The organism is Streptococcus sp. SM5 (genome assembly GCF_027497975.1).
Genome location: NZ_JAJNSC010000039.1, coordinates 1 through 15,519, shown reverse-complemented (window position 1 = coordinate 15,519; position 15,519 = coordinate 1). Strand labels below are relative to the sequence as shown.

The window sequence follows — 15,519 nt, the reverse complement described above, 5'->3', positions numbered from 1 at the left end:
TCTGATATTTAACATTATACACTAAAATTTTTGCATTTTCAAATAAGCACATGTAAAAAGAACTCAAATATTGAGTTCTTTTTATCTACTATTTTGTAATTTCTGCCAACATTTTTTCGATATGTTGGATTGATTTTTCACGACCAAGCAAGTAGATGGTTTCTGGCAATTCTGGTCCGTGCATCTCTCCTGAAACGGCGATACGGATTGGCATAAATAGGTTTTTCCCTTTGATTCCAGTCTCTTTTTGAACCGCTTTGATTTGTGGGAAGATATTTTCTACCACAAACTCTTCGTCTGACATAGCCTCGAGTTTCGCTTTGAAAGCTTCTAGTACAGTTGGTACAGTTTCACCAGCCATGACTTCTCTCTCAGCTTCTGTCAATTCTGGGAAGTCTGAGAAGAAGAGGTCTGTCAATGGTACGATTTCATCCACTGACTTCATTTGTGGTTTGTAGAGTTCCACTAATTTCTCCGCCTTATCTGTCAAACGTCCTGCTTCTTCTAGGAATGGTTTTGCCATTTCAAAGATAGTTGCCAAGTCAGCTCTCTTAATATAGTCATTGCTCATCCAGTCTAGTTTCTTCTGGTCGAAGGCTGCTGGAGACTTACTGAGACGACTTTCATCAAAGAGCTTGATAAGTTCTTCGCGAGAGAAGATTTCGTCTTCCCCACCCGGATTCCATCCAAGAAGGGCAATGAAGTTAAAGACAGCTTCTGGAAGGTACCCTTTCTTACGGTAATCTTCGATAAACTGAAGGGTGTTAGTATCACGTTTAGATAACTTCTTACCAGTTTCAGAGTTAATAATCAAGGTCATGTGACCAAACTCTGGTGCTTCCCATCCAAGCGCTTCATAAACCATGAGCTGTTTTGGTGTATTAGCAATATGGTCATCTCCACGGATGACGTGAGAGATTTGCATATCGTGGTCATCGATGACAACGGCAAAGTTATAAGTTGGGTAGCCATCTTTCTTTTGGATAACCCAGTCACCACCGATATTGCCACCTTCAAATTCGATATCACCTTTGACCATATCATGCCATTTGTAAATACCAGACTCATTGACTGCCAAACGCACCGTTGGAATCACACCTGCTGCTTCACGTTCTGCGATATAAGCCGCTTTTTCTTCTTCACTCATACCAAGGTATTCGTTGATGTAGCGAGGTGTTTCCCCAGCTGCTTCTTGACGTTCACGTTCCGCTGCCAACTCTTCTTCTGTAACATAAGATTTGTAGGCTTTTCCTTCGGCTAGCAATTGGTCAATGTATGTTTGATAGAGTTCCAAACGTTCAGACTGGCGGTAGTTTTCATGAGTCTCTGGACTTTCATCCCAGTCCATGCCCAACCAACGAAGGTTTTCAAGCTGAGAACGTTCTCCGTCTTCAACGTGACGCTTGCGGTCTGTGTCTTCAATACGGATGATAAAAGTTCCACCATGGTGGCGTGCATACAGGTAGTTAAACAATGCTGTACGGGCATTTCCGATGTGTAGTAGTCCTGTTGGACTTGGTGCATAACGCACACGAATATCTTTTGACATAGCTTCTCCTATAAAGTCTCTAGGCGTCTGCCTTTTTGCTCTCTATATTATATCACAAGTCTTGCCAGAGTCCAATTTCTCTTTTCTAGAAATAGTAAAAAGAGTGGTAAAACCACTCTTTGTTGAATCTATTATAGACGAGCGTTAAGTTCTTTGCTCAATTCTTCAAATCCTGGTTTTCCAAGAAGGGCAAACATGTTACGTTTATATGCTTCAACACCTGGTTGGTCAAATGGGTTGATAGCGTTCAAGTAACCTGAAAGGGCGATTGCCAATTCGAAGAAGTAGATAGTGTAACCAAGAGTGAAGGCATCTTGCTCAGGAAGAGTCACGTACATGTTTGGTACGTCACCGTCAGTGTGAGCAAGAAGAACACCGTCAGTCGCTTTTTTGTTAACGAAGTCAACGTCTTTTCCTTGAAGGTAGCCAAGTCCGTCAAGGTCTTCTTCCAATGTAGGGATGATCACGTTCTTACGTGGTTTGTCAACACGAACAACTGTTTCAAACATGATACGAGTTCCTTCTTGGATAAATTGACCCAATGAGTGCAAGTCTGTTGAGAAGTTAGCTGAAGTTGGGTAAATACCTTTTTGGTCTTTACCTTCTGACTCACCAGCCAATTGTTTCCACCATTCTGAGAAGTATTGAAGAGATGGCTCGTAGTTTACCAAGATTTCAGTTGCATAGCCTTTACGGTAAAGGATGTTACGAACTGCAGCGTATTGGTAAGCTTCGTTTTCAGAGATTTTGTCTGAAGTGTAATCTTTGCGAGCTGCGTTAGCACCTTCCATAAGGGCTTTGATATCAGCTCCTGATGCTGCGATTGGAAGCAAACCAACGGCTGTCAATACTGAGAAGCGTCCACCGATATCATCTGGAACAACAAATGTTTCCCAACCATTAGCATCTGCTTCAACCTTAACAGCACCTTTTTGGCGGTCAGTAGTGGCGTAGATACGTTTGTTCGCTTCTTCTTGACCGTATTTCTTAACCAAGAGTTCTTTGAAGACACGGAAAGCGATGGCTGGTTCAGTTGTTGTACCTGATTTAGAAATCACGTTGACTGAGAAATCTTTATCTGCAACATACTCTACCAAGTCAGCAAGGTAAGTAGATGAAATTGAGTTTCCAGCATAAAGGATTTGTGGTGCTTTGCGTTCTTCTTTTGTTTGCAAGTTTGCAAAGTGGTGGTTCAAGAAGTCAATGGCAGCTTTCGCTCCAAGGTATGATCCACCAATACCGATAACGACCAAAACATCACTGTCTGCTTTGATTTGTTCAGCAGCTTTCAAGATGCGGTCAAATTCTTCGCGGTCGTAGTTTTCAGGAAGGTCCAACCAACCCAAAAAGTCGCTACCAGCACCAGTTCCTTTACGGATCAATTCGTCTGCTGCTGTAACTTGTGCTTGCATGTATTCCACTTCATGCGGTGCAACAAATTTGTCTAATACTTTTGAATAATCAAATTTAATATGTGACATAGTATTCCTCCAAAATTTCTTCTTTTCTATCATAACGCTTACCTTGGATTTTTTCAAGTTTTTATACTGAATTTCCTCAAATTTTATCATAATTCAAACGTTTGCGTAAAATTGTATAAAATTAAAAAACTTGAAGCATCAAACCCTACGAATAAAAAAACGACCAGGATTCTAGTCGTTACAATTCATTCAATAAATACTCAAATAATTCTAAGTTCCCATCTTCTTCGTTGACTAGAAACTCTGGATGCCACTGCAAGCCGATAATACGGTGATCATCTATAGATTCGATTGCTTCAATCGTTTGGTCGCGGGGATCTACTGCTGTTACACGGAAATTTGGAGCCAAGTCTTTAATACTCTGACGATGAACTGAATTAACCTGACTAGTTTTACCAAACAATTTCGACACAAGGCTTCCATCAACCGTTTTAATGGAATGTGACGTTCCAAAAGGAAGCCCCTGCCAGTGTCCTTCAATTTCTTGATTGAGGGTTCCACCAAAGGCAACGTTGACGAGCTGGACACCACGACAAATGGCTAAGATTGGCTTGTTCTGACGTAATGCTTCTTGTAGAAGAGCGAGCTCAAACTCATCACGAGCTAGGTTATAATCATCACTATCAATGGTTTTTTCCTCACCATAAAACTGAGGATGAACATTTTGTCCTCCAGTTAAGATAAGCTTATCAATCATTTCTACGTAATCATGGACAAGTGACTCATCTCCTACTGGAATGACCAAAGGAAGTCCGCCAACCTGACGAATGCTCTCAGCAAATTTACAAGAGACTGATGAATGAATATTTTTACCTTCTGCGTCCACAGGACATAGATTCGCAGCTACTCCAACAACCGTTCTTGCCATACTGTTTTCCTTTCAATTTCCTTTGATAAATCTATCTTATCACTCCAACTCATTCCTGTCTAATATGTATTTTAAAAGGCTGTGATAGGTTTCTTTTATCAGAAAAAAAGTTGCCCTATTCTAGGACAACCTTCCTTTTATTCAAAGACAAATTGATTATGATACAATTCTGCGTAAAATCCACCAAGTCTAAGCAATTCCTGATGATTTCCTTGCTCAATAACTTGACCATCTTTGAGAACGATAATCTGATCGGCATTGAGAATGGTTTTCAAGCGATGGGCAATCACAAAACTAGTTCTTCCTGCTACAATGGCTTCCATAGCATGCTGGATCTTACTTTCTGTTACAGTATCAACGTTTGATGTTGCCTCATCCAAGATTAAGACCTGAGGATCCGTCATTAAAGTTCGAGCGATAGATATTAATTGCTTCTGCCCTGTTGAGAAAACACTTTGATCATCATTGATAAGAGTGTCATACTTTTCTGGCAGGCTTTCGATATAATCATGAATATGTGTAGCTTTCGCCGCAGCTTCTACCATTTCTTGACTGGCATCTGGGACACCAAAGCGAATATTGTCTCGAATGGTTCCGCTAAATAAGACAGAATCCTGTAAAACAATTCCTACCTTACTCCGTAAACTATCTAAATCAAACTCTCGAATATCTGTTCCATCAAAAGTAATACTACCAGCATCTACATCGTAAAATCGGTTGATTAAGTTCATGATGGTCGTTTTCCCAGAACCTGTAGGACCAACTACCGCTATCATTTTACCTTTTGGAGCTGAAATGCTGACATCTTTAAGAATTGGCTTATCTGCTAGGTAGGAGAAGTCTACGTTTCGAATCTCCACACCCTTTCGCAATTCCGTGAAAGCTGGAGCATTTTGAGGGCGGACTTCTTCTTCGGCATCAAACATTTCTTGAATTCGGTCAGCACCTGTAAAGGCGAGCTGCAAACTTCCCCAACTAGCTGCCAACTGGATTATGGGTTGATAATACTGTTGAGAGAACTGAGTAAACATAACAATCAAACCAAGCGCTGTTGAAGTCTCGATATTCGTATCATTGAGTAGGACAGCTGAACCAACAAAAATAACAATAGCTGTATTGACCAAGCTCATCCCGTTCATGACAGGGAATAGGATCCCTGAAAACATTCTACCCTTAAAGGTTGCCTTACGGACACGCTCGTTTTGCTCAACAAAACCTGCGATTACATCATCTTGAATACCCTGAACGATAACTGCTTTTTGCCCAGAAATACTTTCATCCATGTATGCATTTAGCTTCCCAACTTCTTTTTGCTGAAGGTTAGTATATTTTCTTGCTAATTTCAAAATGACAATCAACATGAGGATAGCAACTGGAGTGCTGGCAATTGTAATAAAAGCAAGAGTAACATTTTTAGCAAACATGACAATAATCAGTCCAATATAAAGGGCAATATTTGTCATGACTGATACTAAACTTTCATTAAAAGCTTGCTGGATATTATCTAAATCACTAGTGAAACGAGAGAGGATATCTCCATCTTGATGTCGATCAAAGAAAGAGACTGTTAAGCGCGATAGCTTACCAAAAAGTCCCTTACGCATCTCATTTGTCGATCCTGCCATAATATGTGTCATTAAGAGCATATAAATTAAGCTAGAGACTACTAAAACGACTAGGGTATAGGCCAGATTGAGGAGGAGAGCATACAGACTCTGCCAAACGACTTCAGGATTTCCATCTTGATAGGCCACTACTAAATTAGCAAGTTCTGTTACGGTTTGGCCTGCAAAAACTGGAAAGAGAGCTTGTGCAATTGTCGCAACAACAATCATAGTAAAAACAATGATAAAGGAAATCTTGTAAACTTTAAAATAGTTCCAAAAGAATTTAAATGTTTTCATCTAACTCCTCCTTTCCTTTTTGTGTTTCATAAATCTCACGATAGACCGGATTATTGGCAACCAAATCAGCATGTTTCCCTTGACCAATCAAACGACCTTGATCAAGAACCAATATTTTATCCGCATGAACAACAGAACTAATTTTCTGAGCGATAATAATTGTAGTTGTTCCCTTCAGGTCCTTATTTAGCGCTTCTTGAACCAAGCGTTCTGACTTGGCATCAAGTGCCGAAGTAGAATCATCAAAAATCAAGATTTTAGGATTGCTAACAATTCCACGAGCAATGGACATTCTCTGCTTTTGTCCACCAGAAAAATTGGCTCCTCGTTCTTCTACAGGACTTTCGAATGCTAACTCCATACGGCTGATAAACTCACTGGCTTGAGCAATGCTTGCTGCACGCTCCATTTCTGGGACAGTTGCATCACCTTTTCCTTGTCTGATATTATCAGCGATGGTCCCACTAAAGAGAATAGCCCTTTGTAAGACAATGGATACCGTCTTGCGAAGTGTTCCCTCACTGACTGTTCGAATGTCTTTACCACCAATTTTAATAGAGCCTTGCTGAGGATCAAACAATCGTGGAATTAACTGAGCCAAGGTGGATTTTCCTGCACCAGTTGCACCAACAACTCCAACCATCTCACCAGCAGCAATGTCAAAACTTATATCTTTTAAGATAGGTTCTTTGTCTGTTGGATAGGTAAAGGTTACATTTTCAAAACTCAGACTTGCTTCTAACTCTTCGTCATCGACATCTTCAAAAGTCATGGCTGGCTCTGTATCCAGGATTTCTCGGATACGACGCATAGAGGTCATAGCTCTACCGATTGAATTTCCCAAAAAGCCAATCATCACGATTGTAAAAATAATCTGGCTTAGATAGTTTACAAAAGAAGCAATAGAGCCAACAACTGATGGATTGGTTTCAACCATACCAGCAACAAACCAAATTGATAAAAAGACTGCTCCGTATGAAATTAACATCATTGCAGGTTGCATAACGGAGAATGCATATCCAATATAAATGTTTTCTCCTAACAATTCATCTGATACTTGGGTAAACTTATCAAACTGGTCTTTTTCCTGGACAAAGGATTTAACCACTCGTACTCCACGAAGGTTTTCCTTAGCAATGGCATTGATACGCTCTAACAGTTTTTGAAACATAGCAAATCGTGGGAAAATCATCCTCATCATCATACCCATCATGAGAATAATCAATAGAACCATAAGAACTAGTACCCACCATAATGATGGCAGTGTCAGAATGGCTAATATAAAGGATCCGATAAATAAAATTGGCAATCTAAATAAGATTTGGAAGGTCATCATGACAACGTTTTGGATTTGATTGATATCGTTAGTCATTCGAACGACAAGATTCCCTGCATTAAACTTCTCTATGTTGGCATATGAAAATGTTTGAATCTTACGAAAGGCATCTTCCCGTAAATCAGATGAAACTCCCTGGGCAATGTAAGCTGCTAGTACGACGTTAATTCCACCTGCTACCAGACCGATTAGAGCTACAAGAATCAGCCAAAATCCAAGACTATAGATTGCTTCATTATCTCCTACTAATAATGCTTCTAAAACATCCCTCAAGTAGCGAGGCTGTATGAGAGAACTCGTTACCATTAAAGCAGTCATAGCTAGCGAAGCCATTGCCTGCCATTTATATGCTTTTATTTTCTTAAACAGCATATCTCCTCCTAATAAAATAGATAAAAGGGAACGACAACTTGTCATCCCTTCTTATACTTTCATGTTGACGATATTCTAGCAAAAATGAAAACTCTTGTCAAAACACTCAACCGTCCACTGTAAGTGCTCGTGTAACAATTGATTTTATTGCTCTGAACGGTCAACTTCTTCTAACTTGGCTCTACCAATCTCACGATAGCTACGATCACCAACAACCTTGACTGTAAATTGGCCGTCTTCATACTCAAGTAAGGTAACACTACCATTATCAAGACCATGTGGCTGCATTCCATTGATTAGATATACGATGGTTCCAATAGTCATTCCATGACTCACAACAAGGGCATTCCCTCCGCCTTGTGCTTCCATTTCCTTGGCAATAGCTTCAAAACCTTCACGGATACGGCCACTTAGCTTTTCCCAGCCTTCAGCCCAGCCTGCAGTATCAACCTCGACTATGCCTTCTGCAAGTTCTGCATAAGACAAGTGGTGAACATGATCAACGTTGAAGATACGAGGAATAATTCCCATAAAGAGTTCTCCATCATATGCCCCATCAAAGCTACCAAAGCACCACTCACGGATACGCTTATCCATTCGATAAGGAATTCGTCCGGTCAATCCAAGCTCCTCAAGAATAATTCCCATCGTCTGGATTGTCCGTCCTGAGTCACTTGAATAAGCGCGCTCGAAAGTTAATCCTGACTCACGCAAGCCAATTCCCAACTCATGAATACCACGTTCTCCCTCAGCAGTTAAAGGTGAATCACTCCAGCCCTGAGCACGCCCAATCGTATTAAACATTGTTTTACCATGACGCACTAGATACAATTTTACACTTGCCATTTTCCGTCCTCCATATGTATCTATTATAGCATGATTTAAAGCAAAATCCTTATCTAAAGCCCTAGTATCAAACCTTTACAGTTTCAACTCCAATCTGATACTTCTATCTCAACAATAAAAAAGCCGAAAATATTCGACTTTTAACTCCTATATCATATTCTAAATACTAGAGAACTTACTTGTAAGAAAAATTCTTCAATTTTTCCCTTCAGTTGAAGTCTCTCTATTGCTTTCTTTCACAACTATTTGATTTTGTTTGCCATCTTTCTTTTGGCTTTTTTCTTCTGTTTTTTTCAAAGACGGAAAGTGAAATTCATAATAATTTTTATCTGAAATAACCCTTGTGACAAATCCTTTCTCTTCATTATGATAAATAACTTTCCCCATAGTGAATAACCGTTCTCCACTATCAGAAGTAGCTTTTTCATAAGTTCTTTTCGCCATGGCTAAGGCAGTTAGTTTTTCTTTATTTAGGGCATAATCATGATAATGGGCCAGCTGTCGATTGAGATAAAACTGAAATAAGAGGCTAAAAACACCTGCAATAGTGATAGCGTAAAGGAGCACTCCTGCTTTAACTTTTTTCTTTTTCCACACGATAGATAAATTTCCTCTCTAGTCCCTTGTCAAAATAAAAATTGAAGTGAACTACTTGACCTTCTTGGTAAATACGAGCAGATTTTAGACCATAGACCATGGGTTGATAGCCACGTCCACTAGCATCTGTTTTTCGAAAATCATTTGACTTTGATTTGCCCATGGAAATGGGTTTCCCATCCTGTTTGAGGTAAAGTCTATCATTCTCCACTTTTTCAAACTGGGCTCGATTCAACTCTGCTTCTAGCTGATCTACAAATAAGAGCCATTCTTTTTGCTCACTTCTCTGCTGGTAGCGAACTTCTGAAACCAAGAGTTGGCTCATAGATTGAAAAAGAAGCAAGCTACCACTAATCACAATAAGAGCAACCAGGGATTCTAAAAGCGTAAAAGCTCTGACTCTACTTATCTTGAATCGCCAGTAATTTCTCCGTTCCATGGTATACCTCCAAACCTCGCTCATTCGAGACAACATGAACCGTAAGGCCATTGACAGTCAACTCCTTTTGTCCGGTCTGCAAAGCCATCCGAGCCACTCGCAAAACTTCTTCCTGTTTTAGAAGTTCTACTTCTCTTTTTCTACTTTCTTGAATTTGTCCCAGCAAGAGAGTTGCAATACTGGCAAAAATGGCTAGTGAAACCACTGCTTCCAGTAAAATAACCGCCTTAATTTTTTGCTTCTTGAATACGTTTAATCTTTCCATTTCCTAGATATAGTTGGTAGCGAACCACTTCTTTCCTTGTTTGAAATTTCACACTTGCCAGAGACGAATTCCCACCAGCCTTGTCAAAGGAAATTGACTGATTAGACTGCAATTGAATTCCTTTAGGGATGGCTAATTTCTGATAGCCATTTCCAATACTTCTCTCTTCTAGCATTAAGTTGATCTTTTGCTGACTAGCAAGACTTCTCTTCTGAGTTTCCCGATAAAGTTCCTCAAACTCCATAAAGAAAATTTGTTCATCCACAGCAGCAAAAGTCGTCTGAACCGAGCTTGACAAGGCGAAAGCTAAAACACTAGCTATCCCCAATACCAATAGACTTTCTAGCATGGTAAAAGCCTTAATCCGCAACTGTTTGATTTGTATTTTGTTTCGCATGGTATTCTTTGTAGGCTTTTGCCTGCTCAGCAGTGATACGTCCATCTGCCTGTAATTTGCTTAGACTAGCATCTTCATTTTTATCCAGACTATAGAGTTCTGCTTGACTTTCTACCACCTTAACTACTGCAGCTTTCCCCTTATCATTCACTGTATCCTTTTGCTTAGTCAGATTTGGCACAAACAGTAAGAGTAGAACGCTAATGATAAGAAGGACCACTAACATTTCGACCAGTGTGAAAGCTTTTGCCTTGGCTTCTTTTAATTTCATCATCATTTCTTTCATTTAAAAATTTACCTCCATATTTTGATACATTGGCAGCAACATGGCTGCGTACAATAAAACGATTAGTAGGGCTACAAAAATAAAGACCAGTGGTTGAACGAGGTTCATGGTCCGATTGACTCGGGCAAAGAAGGATTCCCAGGTTTTTTCCGCATAGATCTCCAATTCGCTTCCCAACTTGGATTTAATCTCTCCATATTCAATAATTAATCCCAACTCCCTTCTAAAGAAAGGATAGTTCTGAACAACCTTAGAAAATTCATTCCCATTTTGTAAGGACTGCTCTAAATCAAAACCAATCTCCCTAAAAAGTGGATTACCTTGTTCTTGCATCATCTGAAAAATCTGCGTGAGCTCTAATCCTTGAGATATCATATTCCCCCATTCACGAGCATAATAAGCAGTCAAATATGATTGAACAAACACACCTAGAAATGGAAATTTAGCCAGAAAAGAGAAGACTGATATCTTCCTAGATTTCCTGTAGAAAATCAGCCCTGTTAAAGATACAAGTCCCAAAGTTAGTGTAAGTCCTAGAAAAATCTGTGGTAGGTTACTAATCACTAAGGTAGCTATGTTACTACTATCCAGTTGGGGCAGGAGATAATTCCGCAAGCCCAACATAATAAGCAGTAAGAAAGCTAGTAAAATAACTGGATAGGTCGCAACTTCAATTAACTTCTTCTTAACTTTTGCAAGATTATCTAGATATTCTTCGATTTTCCCTAAACTCAGATGGAGATTTCCGTGTAGCTCAGCCAGCGAAAGCTGCGTGACAATCGAACTCGAAAAACCTAGATTATCCATCATTTCCGAAAAAGATCTTCCCTGGGCAAGTCCTGTATGCATGAGGGAGACATAATCTTTTTCTAACAAGAGGCTCCTCTCTAGGAAGGAAATAATCTCTACTAGGTGAAAACCACTAGAGAAGAGATTGTTAAAAAGTGCTATAATCTTCTTTTGTTTACTTGTAGCTAATCTTTTCTGTTTCAGCTTGAAGGGCAGTGATATGTCCGTCTTTAAGAAGCTGATCAATTTGCTCATTCCACTTTTCTGCCTGGTGTTCTGAATAATTTTGGTTTGCAAAATCAATAATTCCTCCTCCCCCGATTAGTCTCTGGTAGCAAACACCTTGTAAAACAACTGCGAGTTCATCCTCACTGACACCAAGTTCTAAAAGACGCTCATAGACCCCACGAATACTCTTTGCATGTATGGTTGAAAACACTGTAGCACCCGTCAAACTAGCCCTAACAACTGCTCGCGCCGTCTCGCTATCCCGGGTTTCTCCAATGATTAAAAGATCTGGGCGGTGCCGCAAAGAAAGTTTTATCAAGTTTTCATAACTCAGTCCAATAGCTTCATTGAGTTGTAATTGTAGCATCTCTTCTTGCTTAATCTCGACTGGGTCCTCAATGGACATGACTTGTTGTCCCTTGAACAATGACTTAGCTAATTCATGCATTAAGGTAGTTTTCCCACTTCCTACAGGGCCTGCAAAAAGATAAAGACCGCGTTGTCTAAAACCCTTTTCCAGTTCCTTAAGGTCTTGAAACCAGAAGCGCAACTCTTGTTCTTCATCGTGCAAAAGGCGAATAACTAAACTCTCATGACCACGATAATCTCCTACCGTCGATAAGCGTAGTGAAGAAACCTTGCCATTATGCTGATAATCGCAGGACCCAAGCTGACTACGACGCTTTTCTCCAACATTCATACCCGCAATAAATTTAAAATGACTAATAACAGCACCTAGCTTATCAAAGTCATAAGAGTCAATCAAACGCCTTTCATCACCAATTCGCATATGTAACTCATACATCCTATCTTTGGGAACAAAATAAATATCCTGAGCCCCTTTATTCTTTGCAAGAGTAATCAATTCTTGCGCAAGTTCTTGTACCATATCTTCCTCCTCATTCTTATTATTCGAAGAAAATATAAAAAAAGAACAACTTCTTTAAAAAGTTGTTCCCTCTTTTTTTATGTGGCAAGTTCTATGAGCCTCAAGACCCGTTTGTTTTTCATATCCAGGTCGAAATTTTTCATCCGGAATAACTTGACCATCCTCTAACAAGACTAAAGAATGGTATTGTTGAAGAAACTCATCACATTCCTCACACCATCTTTTATCGCTTGGATCCCAAAAAATAGTCATTAAGTCTCCTCGACTTTTATATAGTGGAATTTTCTTTTCCAGTTCAAACCAGCAAGATTTATAATACTTCAAGGCATCATAGTAATTTTCAAATTTTTTACTACTAATGACGTCTTCTTCCCATCCTTCTATGAACCACCAAGGTTCAAAATCCCCGTACATTTCTATAACTCGATACATAGTTTCATTTCCTTTGTATCGTATATTATAGCGAAATTTTAAGAACAATGAAAGAAATTTGCTTATTTTCACGAATAGTCTGACATTTCCATAATAAAAAAATACATGTATTTAAAAGCAAAAAATGTTAAAGAATCCTCTCTTTTCTTTAAAAAAATAAAAACAGAAACTGTAAACCAGTTTCTGCTTATTCTTATGCTTGATAACGTTTCTCACCATCAAGGTAGGTTGCCACCAATTCCAAATCTTTATCGAGAACAATGAAGTCAGCATCATAGCCTTCTCGAATTTGTCCACATACATCATCAATATTTACTGACTTAGCTGGATTAAGGCTGGCCATCATAACAGCTTCATGTGGATTAGCAATTCCCCATTCAACCACATTTTTCAAGCCATCTTTCAACTTAAGAATAGAGCCTGCCAAGTTCCCAGAAGATTTCAAACGGGCTGTACCATTAGAAACTACAACTGGAAATTCTCCAAGCATGTAGTCTCCATCTTGCAAACCACCTGCAGTCATACAGTCAGTAATTAGAACAATATTTTCAGTACCTTTTTGTTTGAGTAGAATTTCGCAAGCCTTCGGATCAACATGATGACCGTCACAGATGAGCTCTGCATAAGTATGAGGAAGTTGATACATAGCGCCAACCATTCCTAATTCACGATGTGTTAGACCACGCATACCATTATAAGCATGAACCCAAACACTCGCTCCTGCATCAACAGCTTTCTTGGCCTCATCAAATGTAGCATTCGAGTGCCCAAGAGCAACAGTTACACCTTCTCCAGTTATAGTACGAACAAAATCTTCTACGCCATCACGTTCAGGTGCCAAAGCAATTTTATTTAGAAGACCATTAGCAGCCTTCTGCCAAGCTCGAAACTCATCCATACGTGGATCTTTCATATAAGCAGGATTTTGAGCACCTTTAAATTCTTCTGTAAAATATGGTCCTTCAAAATAGATACCACGGATTTTAGCACCGCTGGCCTCTTGATAGCGAGCACCAATATTTTCAGTCACTGCAAGTAATTGTTCATAAGAAGAAGTAAGTGTAGTTGGTAGGAAACTCGTAACACCAGTAGAAAGGAGGCCCTCACTCATCGTATGCAGTGTTCCTTCAATATTATTATCCATAACATCGACACCACCAAATCCGTGAATATGAGTATCTACAAGACCCGGAGCAACACTGTATCCAGTATAATCAATAACTTCGACACCATCAGGTAACTCTTCAAAGTGTTTACCAAACTTTCCATCAATAAGCTCCAAATAGCCACCACGGCGAATACCATGTGGATAAAAGAATTGATCAGCTTTAATATACTTTGGCATAATACTAACCCCCTTTTAAAATTATACTTCGTTTATTATGTCAATTACATTATAAACCTTTCTATAGAATTTGTAAATGGTCTAGACCTATTTGGAATGAAAAATTTATAAAAAAAAAGACAAGGTAATACCTTGTCTGTAAAACTATACCGGCGGCCGGGGTCGAACCGGCACGTCCTTGCGGACACTGGATTTTGAGTCCAGCGCGTCTGCCAATTCCGCCACGCCGGCAAAGTATAACTGGGGTAGCTGGATTCGAACCAACGCATGAGGGAGTCAAAGTCCCTTGCCTTACCGCTTGGCTATACCCCAATAATATAAATAGGCGAGTGAGGGGAATCGAACCCCCGAATGTCAGAGCCACAATCTGATGTGTTAACCACTTCACCACACCCGCCATAGTTTAAGAAACACGGGCAGTAGGAATTGAACCCACACTGAAGGTTTTGGAGACCTTAGTTCTACCTTTAAACTATGCCCGTTACTATGGAAGGGGAGGGATTCGAACCCCCGAACCCGAAGGAGCGGATTTACAGTCCGCCGCGTTTAGCCTCTTCGCTACCCTTCCTTAATAATATAAATGGCGCGAGACGGAATCGAACCGCCGACACATGGAGCTTCAATCCATTGCTCTACCAACTGAGCTACCGAGCCAAATATTGCGGGAGCAGGATTTGAACCTACGACCTTCGGGTTATGAGCCCGACGAGCTACCGAGCTGCTCCATCCCGCGTTAATAATAAATAAAGGAGGATGTGGGATTCGAACCCACGCACGCTTTTACACGCCTGACGGTTTTCAAGACCGTTCCCTTCAGCCGGACTTGGGTAATCCTCCAACAAAATAGTCCGTACGGGATTCGAACCCGTGTTACCGCCGTGAAAAGGCGGTGTCTTAACCCCTTGACCAACGGACCATATTCTTAAATGGGCACGAGTGGACTCGAACCACCGACCTCACGCTTATCAGGCGTGCGCTCTAACCACCTGAGCTACGCGCCCAAGTAAAAAACTTGGTACTTGAACAAAGTTCAAAGCGGGTGACGAGAATCGAACTCGCGACAACAGCTTGGAAGGCTGTAGTTTTACCACTAAACTACACCCGCTAAAATGGGAGTTAACGGGATCGAACCGCTGACCCTCTGCTTGTAAGGCAGATGCTCTCCCAGCTGAGCTAAACTCCCTCTAGCTAAGCGACTTCCATATCTCACAGGGGGCAACCCCCAACTACTTCCGGCGTTCTAGGGCTTAACTGCTGTGTTCGGCATGGGAACAGGTGTATCTCCTAGGCTATCGTCACTTAACTCTGAGTCATACATACTCAAAATTGAATATCTTTCAAATTTCACTTGAAAACTAATCACGCTTCGTATTCTCAGTTACTTTGGATAAGTCCTCGAGCTATTAGTATTAGTCCGCTACATGTGTCGCCACACTTCCACTTCTAACCTATCTACCTGATCATCTCTCAGGGCTCTTACTGATATAAAATCATGG

15 protein-coding genes, 12 tRNA genes and 2 rRNA genes are annotated in these 15,519 nt (G+C 40.2%); all 29 read right to left on the bottom strand.

Features of this window, described 5'->3' with window-relative positions; all coding sequences use genetic code 11:
- Nucleotides 1-88: 88 nt before the first annotated feature.
- A complete protein-coding gene (gene gltX / locus PAN07_RS17000) occupies nucleotides 89-1,549 on the bottom strand; it encodes a glutamate--tRNA ligase (protein ID WP_269798424.1) in 1,461 nt (486 codons plus the stop codon).
- A gap of 131 nt (nucleotides 1,550-1,680) precedes the next feature.
- Nucleotides 1,681-3,030, bottom strand: a complete 1,350-nt coding sequence (locus PAN07_RS16995; RefSeq protein ID WP_006155372.1) for a glucose-6-phosphate isomerase — start codon at nucleotides 3,028-3,030, stop codon at nucleotides 1,681-1,683.
- A 178-nt stretch (nucleotides 3,031-3,208) separates the two neighbouring features.
- Nucleotides 3,209-3,898: a gamma-glutamyl-gamma-aminobutyrate hydrolase family protein gene (locus PAN07_RS16990; RefSeq protein WP_269798423.1), complete on the bottom strand. Its 690-nt coding sequence runs from the start codon at nucleotides 3,896-3,898 to the stop codon at nucleotides 3,209-3,211.
- 137 nt (nucleotides 3,899-4,035) lie between these two features.
- Nucleotides 4,036-5,802, bottom strand: coding sequence for an ABC transporter ATP-binding protein (locus tag PAN07_RS16985; RefSeq protein ID WP_269798422.1), 1,767 nt, complete (start codon nucleotides 5,800-5,802; stop codon nucleotides 4,036-4,038).
- Nucleotides 5,789-7,510 (bottom strand): ABC transporter ATP-binding protein, encoded by a 1,722-nt coding sequence (locus PAN07_RS16980; protein WP_269798421.1) that lies wholly within the window; start codon nucleotides 7,508-7,510, stop codon nucleotides 5,789-5,791. Before PAN07_RS16980 ends, PAN07_RS16985 begins: the two co-directional genes overlap by 14 nt.
- A gap of 144 nt (nucleotides 7,511-7,654) precedes the next feature.
- Nucleotides 7,655-8,356 carry a histidine phosphatase family protein gene (locus PAN07_RS16975; protein ID WP_269798420.1) on the bottom strand — a complete coding sequence of 234 codons (702 nt, stop codon included), beginning with the start codon at nucleotides 8,354-8,356 and terminating at the stop codon, nucleotides 7,655-7,657.
- A 195-nt stretch (nucleotides 8,357-8,551) separates the two neighbouring features.
- Nucleotides 8,552-8,953, bottom strand: a complete 402-nt coding sequence (gene comGG / locus PAN07_RS16970; protein WP_269798419.1) for a competence type IV pilus minor pilin ComGG — start codon at nucleotides 8,951-8,953, stop codon at nucleotides 8,552-8,554.
- Nucleotides 8,931-9,392 (bottom strand): competence type IV pilus minor pilin ComGF, encoded by a 462-nt coding sequence (gene comGF / locus PAN07_RS16965; RefSeq protein WP_269798418.1) that lies wholly within the window; start codon nucleotides 9,390-9,392, stop codon nucleotides 8,931-8,933. Before comGF ends, comGG begins: the two co-directional genes overlap by 23 nt.
- Nucleotides 9,355-9,657: a competence type IV pilus minor pilin ComGE gene (gene comGE, locus PAN07_RS16960; RefSeq protein WP_269798417.1), complete on the bottom strand. Its 303-nt coding sequence runs from the start codon at nucleotides 9,655-9,657 to the stop codon at nucleotides 9,355-9,357. The genes comGF and comGE overlap by 38 nt, the downstream gene beginning before the upstream one ends.
- Nucleotides 9,620-10,054, bottom strand: a complete 435-nt coding sequence (comGD, locus tag PAN07_RS16955; RefSeq protein WP_269798416.1) for a competence type IV pilus minor pilin ComGD — start codon at nucleotides 10,052-10,054, stop codon at nucleotides 9,620-9,622. The genes comGE and comGD overlap by 38 nt, the downstream gene beginning before the upstream one ends.
- Nucleotides 10,017-10,340 carry a competence type IV pilus major pilin ComGC gene (gene comGC, locus PAN07_RS16950; RefSeq protein WP_269798415.1) on the bottom strand — a complete coding sequence of 108 codons (324 nt, stop codon included), beginning with the start codon at nucleotides 10,338-10,340 and terminating at the stop codon, nucleotides 10,017-10,019. The genes comGD and comGC overlap by 38 nt, the downstream gene beginning before the upstream one ends.
- Nucleotides 10,341-11,384: a competence type IV pilus assembly protein ComGB gene (comGB, locus tag PAN07_RS16945; RefSeq protein ID WP_269798414.1), complete on the bottom strand. Its 1,044-nt coding sequence runs from the start codon at nucleotides 11,382-11,384 to the stop codon at nucleotides 10,341-10,343.
- On the bottom strand, nucleotides 11,305-12,246 hold the full coding sequence (gene comGA, locus PAN07_RS16940; RefSeq protein WP_269798413.1) for a competence type IV pilus ATPase ComGA: 942 nt from the start codon (nucleotides 12,244-12,246) through the stop codon (nucleotides 11,305-11,307). The genes comGB and comGA overlap by 80 nt, the downstream gene beginning before the upstream one ends.
- Nucleotides 12,247-12,300: 54 nt before the next feature.
- Nucleotides 12,301-12,678 carry a DUF1033 family protein gene (locus PAN07_RS16935; protein WP_269798412.1) on the bottom strand — a complete coding sequence of 126 codons (378 nt, stop codon included), beginning with the start codon at nucleotides 12,676-12,678 and terminating at the stop codon, nucleotides 12,301-12,303.
- A 193-nt stretch (nucleotides 12,679-12,871) separates the two neighbouring features.
- Nucleotides 12,872-14,023 (bottom strand): N-acetylglucosamine-6-phosphate deacetylase, encoded by a 1,152-nt coding sequence (nagA, locus tag PAN07_RS16930; protein WP_269798411.1) that lies wholly within the window; start codon nucleotides 14,021-14,023, stop codon nucleotides 12,872-12,874.
- A gap of 147 nt (nucleotides 14,024-14,170) precedes the next feature.
- Nucleotides 14,171-14,254, bottom strand: a tRNA-Leu gene (locus PAN07_RS16925).
- Between the two features lie 9 nt (nucleotides 14,255-14,263).
- Nucleotides 14,264-14,335, bottom strand: a tRNA-Gln gene (locus PAN07_RS16920).
- 12 nt (nucleotides 14,336-14,347) lie between these two features.
- Nucleotides 14,348-14,420 (bottom strand) — tRNA-His (locus PAN07_RS16915).
- A gap of 14 nt (nucleotides 14,421-14,434) precedes the next feature.
- Nucleotides 14,435-14,505 (bottom strand) — tRNA-Trp (locus PAN07_RS16910).
- 5 nt (nucleotides 14,506-14,510) lie between these two features.
- Nucleotides 14,511-14,591 (bottom strand) — tRNA-Tyr (locus PAN07_RS16905).
- Nucleotides 14,592-14,604: 13 nt separating this feature from the next.
- Nucleotides 14,605-14,677, bottom strand: a tRNA-Phe gene (locus PAN07_RS16900).
- A 5-nt stretch (nucleotides 14,678-14,682) separates the two neighbouring features.
- Nucleotides 14,683-14,756 (bottom strand) — tRNA-Met (locus tag PAN07_RS16895).
- A 14-nt stretch (nucleotides 14,757-14,770) separates the two neighbouring features.
- Nucleotides 14,771-14,860: transfer RNA gene (locus tag PAN07_RS16890), tRNA-Ser, on the bottom strand.
- A 7-nt stretch (nucleotides 14,861-14,867) separates the two neighbouring features.
- A tRNA-Glu gene (locus PAN07_RS16885) sits at nucleotides 14,868-14,939 on the bottom strand.
- Between the two features lie 11 nt (nucleotides 14,940-14,950).
- Nucleotides 14,951-15,024 (bottom strand) — tRNA-Ile (locus PAN07_RS16880).
- Nucleotides 15,025-15,057: 33 nt separating this feature from the next.
- Nucleotides 15,058-15,128: transfer RNA gene (locus PAN07_RS16875), tRNA-Gly, on the bottom strand.
- Between the two features lie 5 nt (nucleotides 15,129-15,133).
- Nucleotides 15,134-15,206, bottom strand: a tRNA-Val gene (locus PAN07_RS16870).
- Nucleotides 15,207-15,210: 4 nt separating this feature from the next.
- Nucleotides 15,211-15,326, bottom strand: a 5S ribosomal RNA gene (gene rrf / locus PAN07_RS16865).
- Between the two features lie 80 nt (nucleotides 15,327-15,406).
- Nucleotides 15,407-15,519 (bottom strand): 23S ribosomal RNA (locus PAN07_RS16860); the annotation flags it as partial.

What these genes read in the sequence shown, in the direction of transcription:
- gltX (WP_269798424.1), bottom strand. Translation starts at nt 1,549, where the DNA reads ATGTCAAAAGATATTCGTGTGCGTTATGCACCAAGTCCAACAGGACTA.
- PAN07_RS16995 (WP_006155372.1), bottom strand. Translation starts at nt 3,030, where the DNA reads ATGTCACATATTAAATTTGATTATTCAAAAGTATTAGACAAATTTGTT.
- PAN07_RS16990 (WP_269798423.1), bottom strand. Translation starts at nt 3,898, where the DNA reads ATGGCAAGAACGGTTGTTGGAGTAGCTGCGAATCTATGTCCTGTGGAC.
- PAN07_RS16985 (WP_269798422.1), bottom strand. Translation starts at nt 5,802, where the DNA reads ATGAAAACATTTAAATTCTTTTGGAACTATTTTAAAGTTTACAAGATT.
- PAN07_RS16980 (WP_269798421.1), bottom strand. Translation starts at nt 7,510, where the DNA reads ATGCTGTTTAAGAAAATAAAAGCATATAAATGGCAGGCAATGGCTTCG.
- PAN07_RS16975 (WP_269798420.1), bottom strand. Translation starts at nt 8,356, where the DNA reads ATGGCAAGTGTAAAATTGTATCTAGTGCGTCATGGTAAAACAATGTTT.
- comGF (WP_269798418.1), bottom strand. Translation starts at nt 9,392, where the DNA reads ATGGAACGGAGAAATTACTGGCGATTCAAGATAAGTAGAGTCAGAGCT.
- comGE (WP_269798417.1), bottom strand. Translation starts at nt 9,657, where the DNA reads ATGGAAAGATTAAACGTATTCAAGAAGCAAAAAATTAAGGCGGTTATT.
- comGD (WP_269798416.1), bottom strand. Translation starts at nt 10,054, where the DNA reads ATGCGAAACAAAATACAAATCAAACAGTTGCGGATTAAGGCTTTTACC.
- comGC (WP_269798415.1), bottom strand. Translation starts at nt 10,340, where the DNA reads ATGAAAGAAATGATGATGAAATTAAAAGAAGCCAAGGCAAAAGCTTTC.
- comGB (WP_269798414.1), bottom strand. Translation starts at nt 11,384, where the DNA reads ATGAGCAAATTGATCAGCTTCTTAAAGACGGACATATCACTGCCCTTC.
- comGA (WP_269798413.1), bottom strand. Translation starts at nt 12,246, where the DNA reads ATGGTACAAGAACTTGCGCAAGAATTGATTACTCTTGCAAAGAATAAA.
- PAN07_RS16935 (WP_269798412.1), bottom strand. Translation starts at nt 12,678, where the DNA reads ATGTATCGAGTTATAGAAATGTACGGGGATTTTGAACCTTGGTGGTTC.
- nagA (WP_269798411.1), bottom strand. Translation starts at nt 14,023, where the DNA reads ATGCCAAAGTATATTAAAGCTGATCAATTCTTTTATCCACATGGTATT.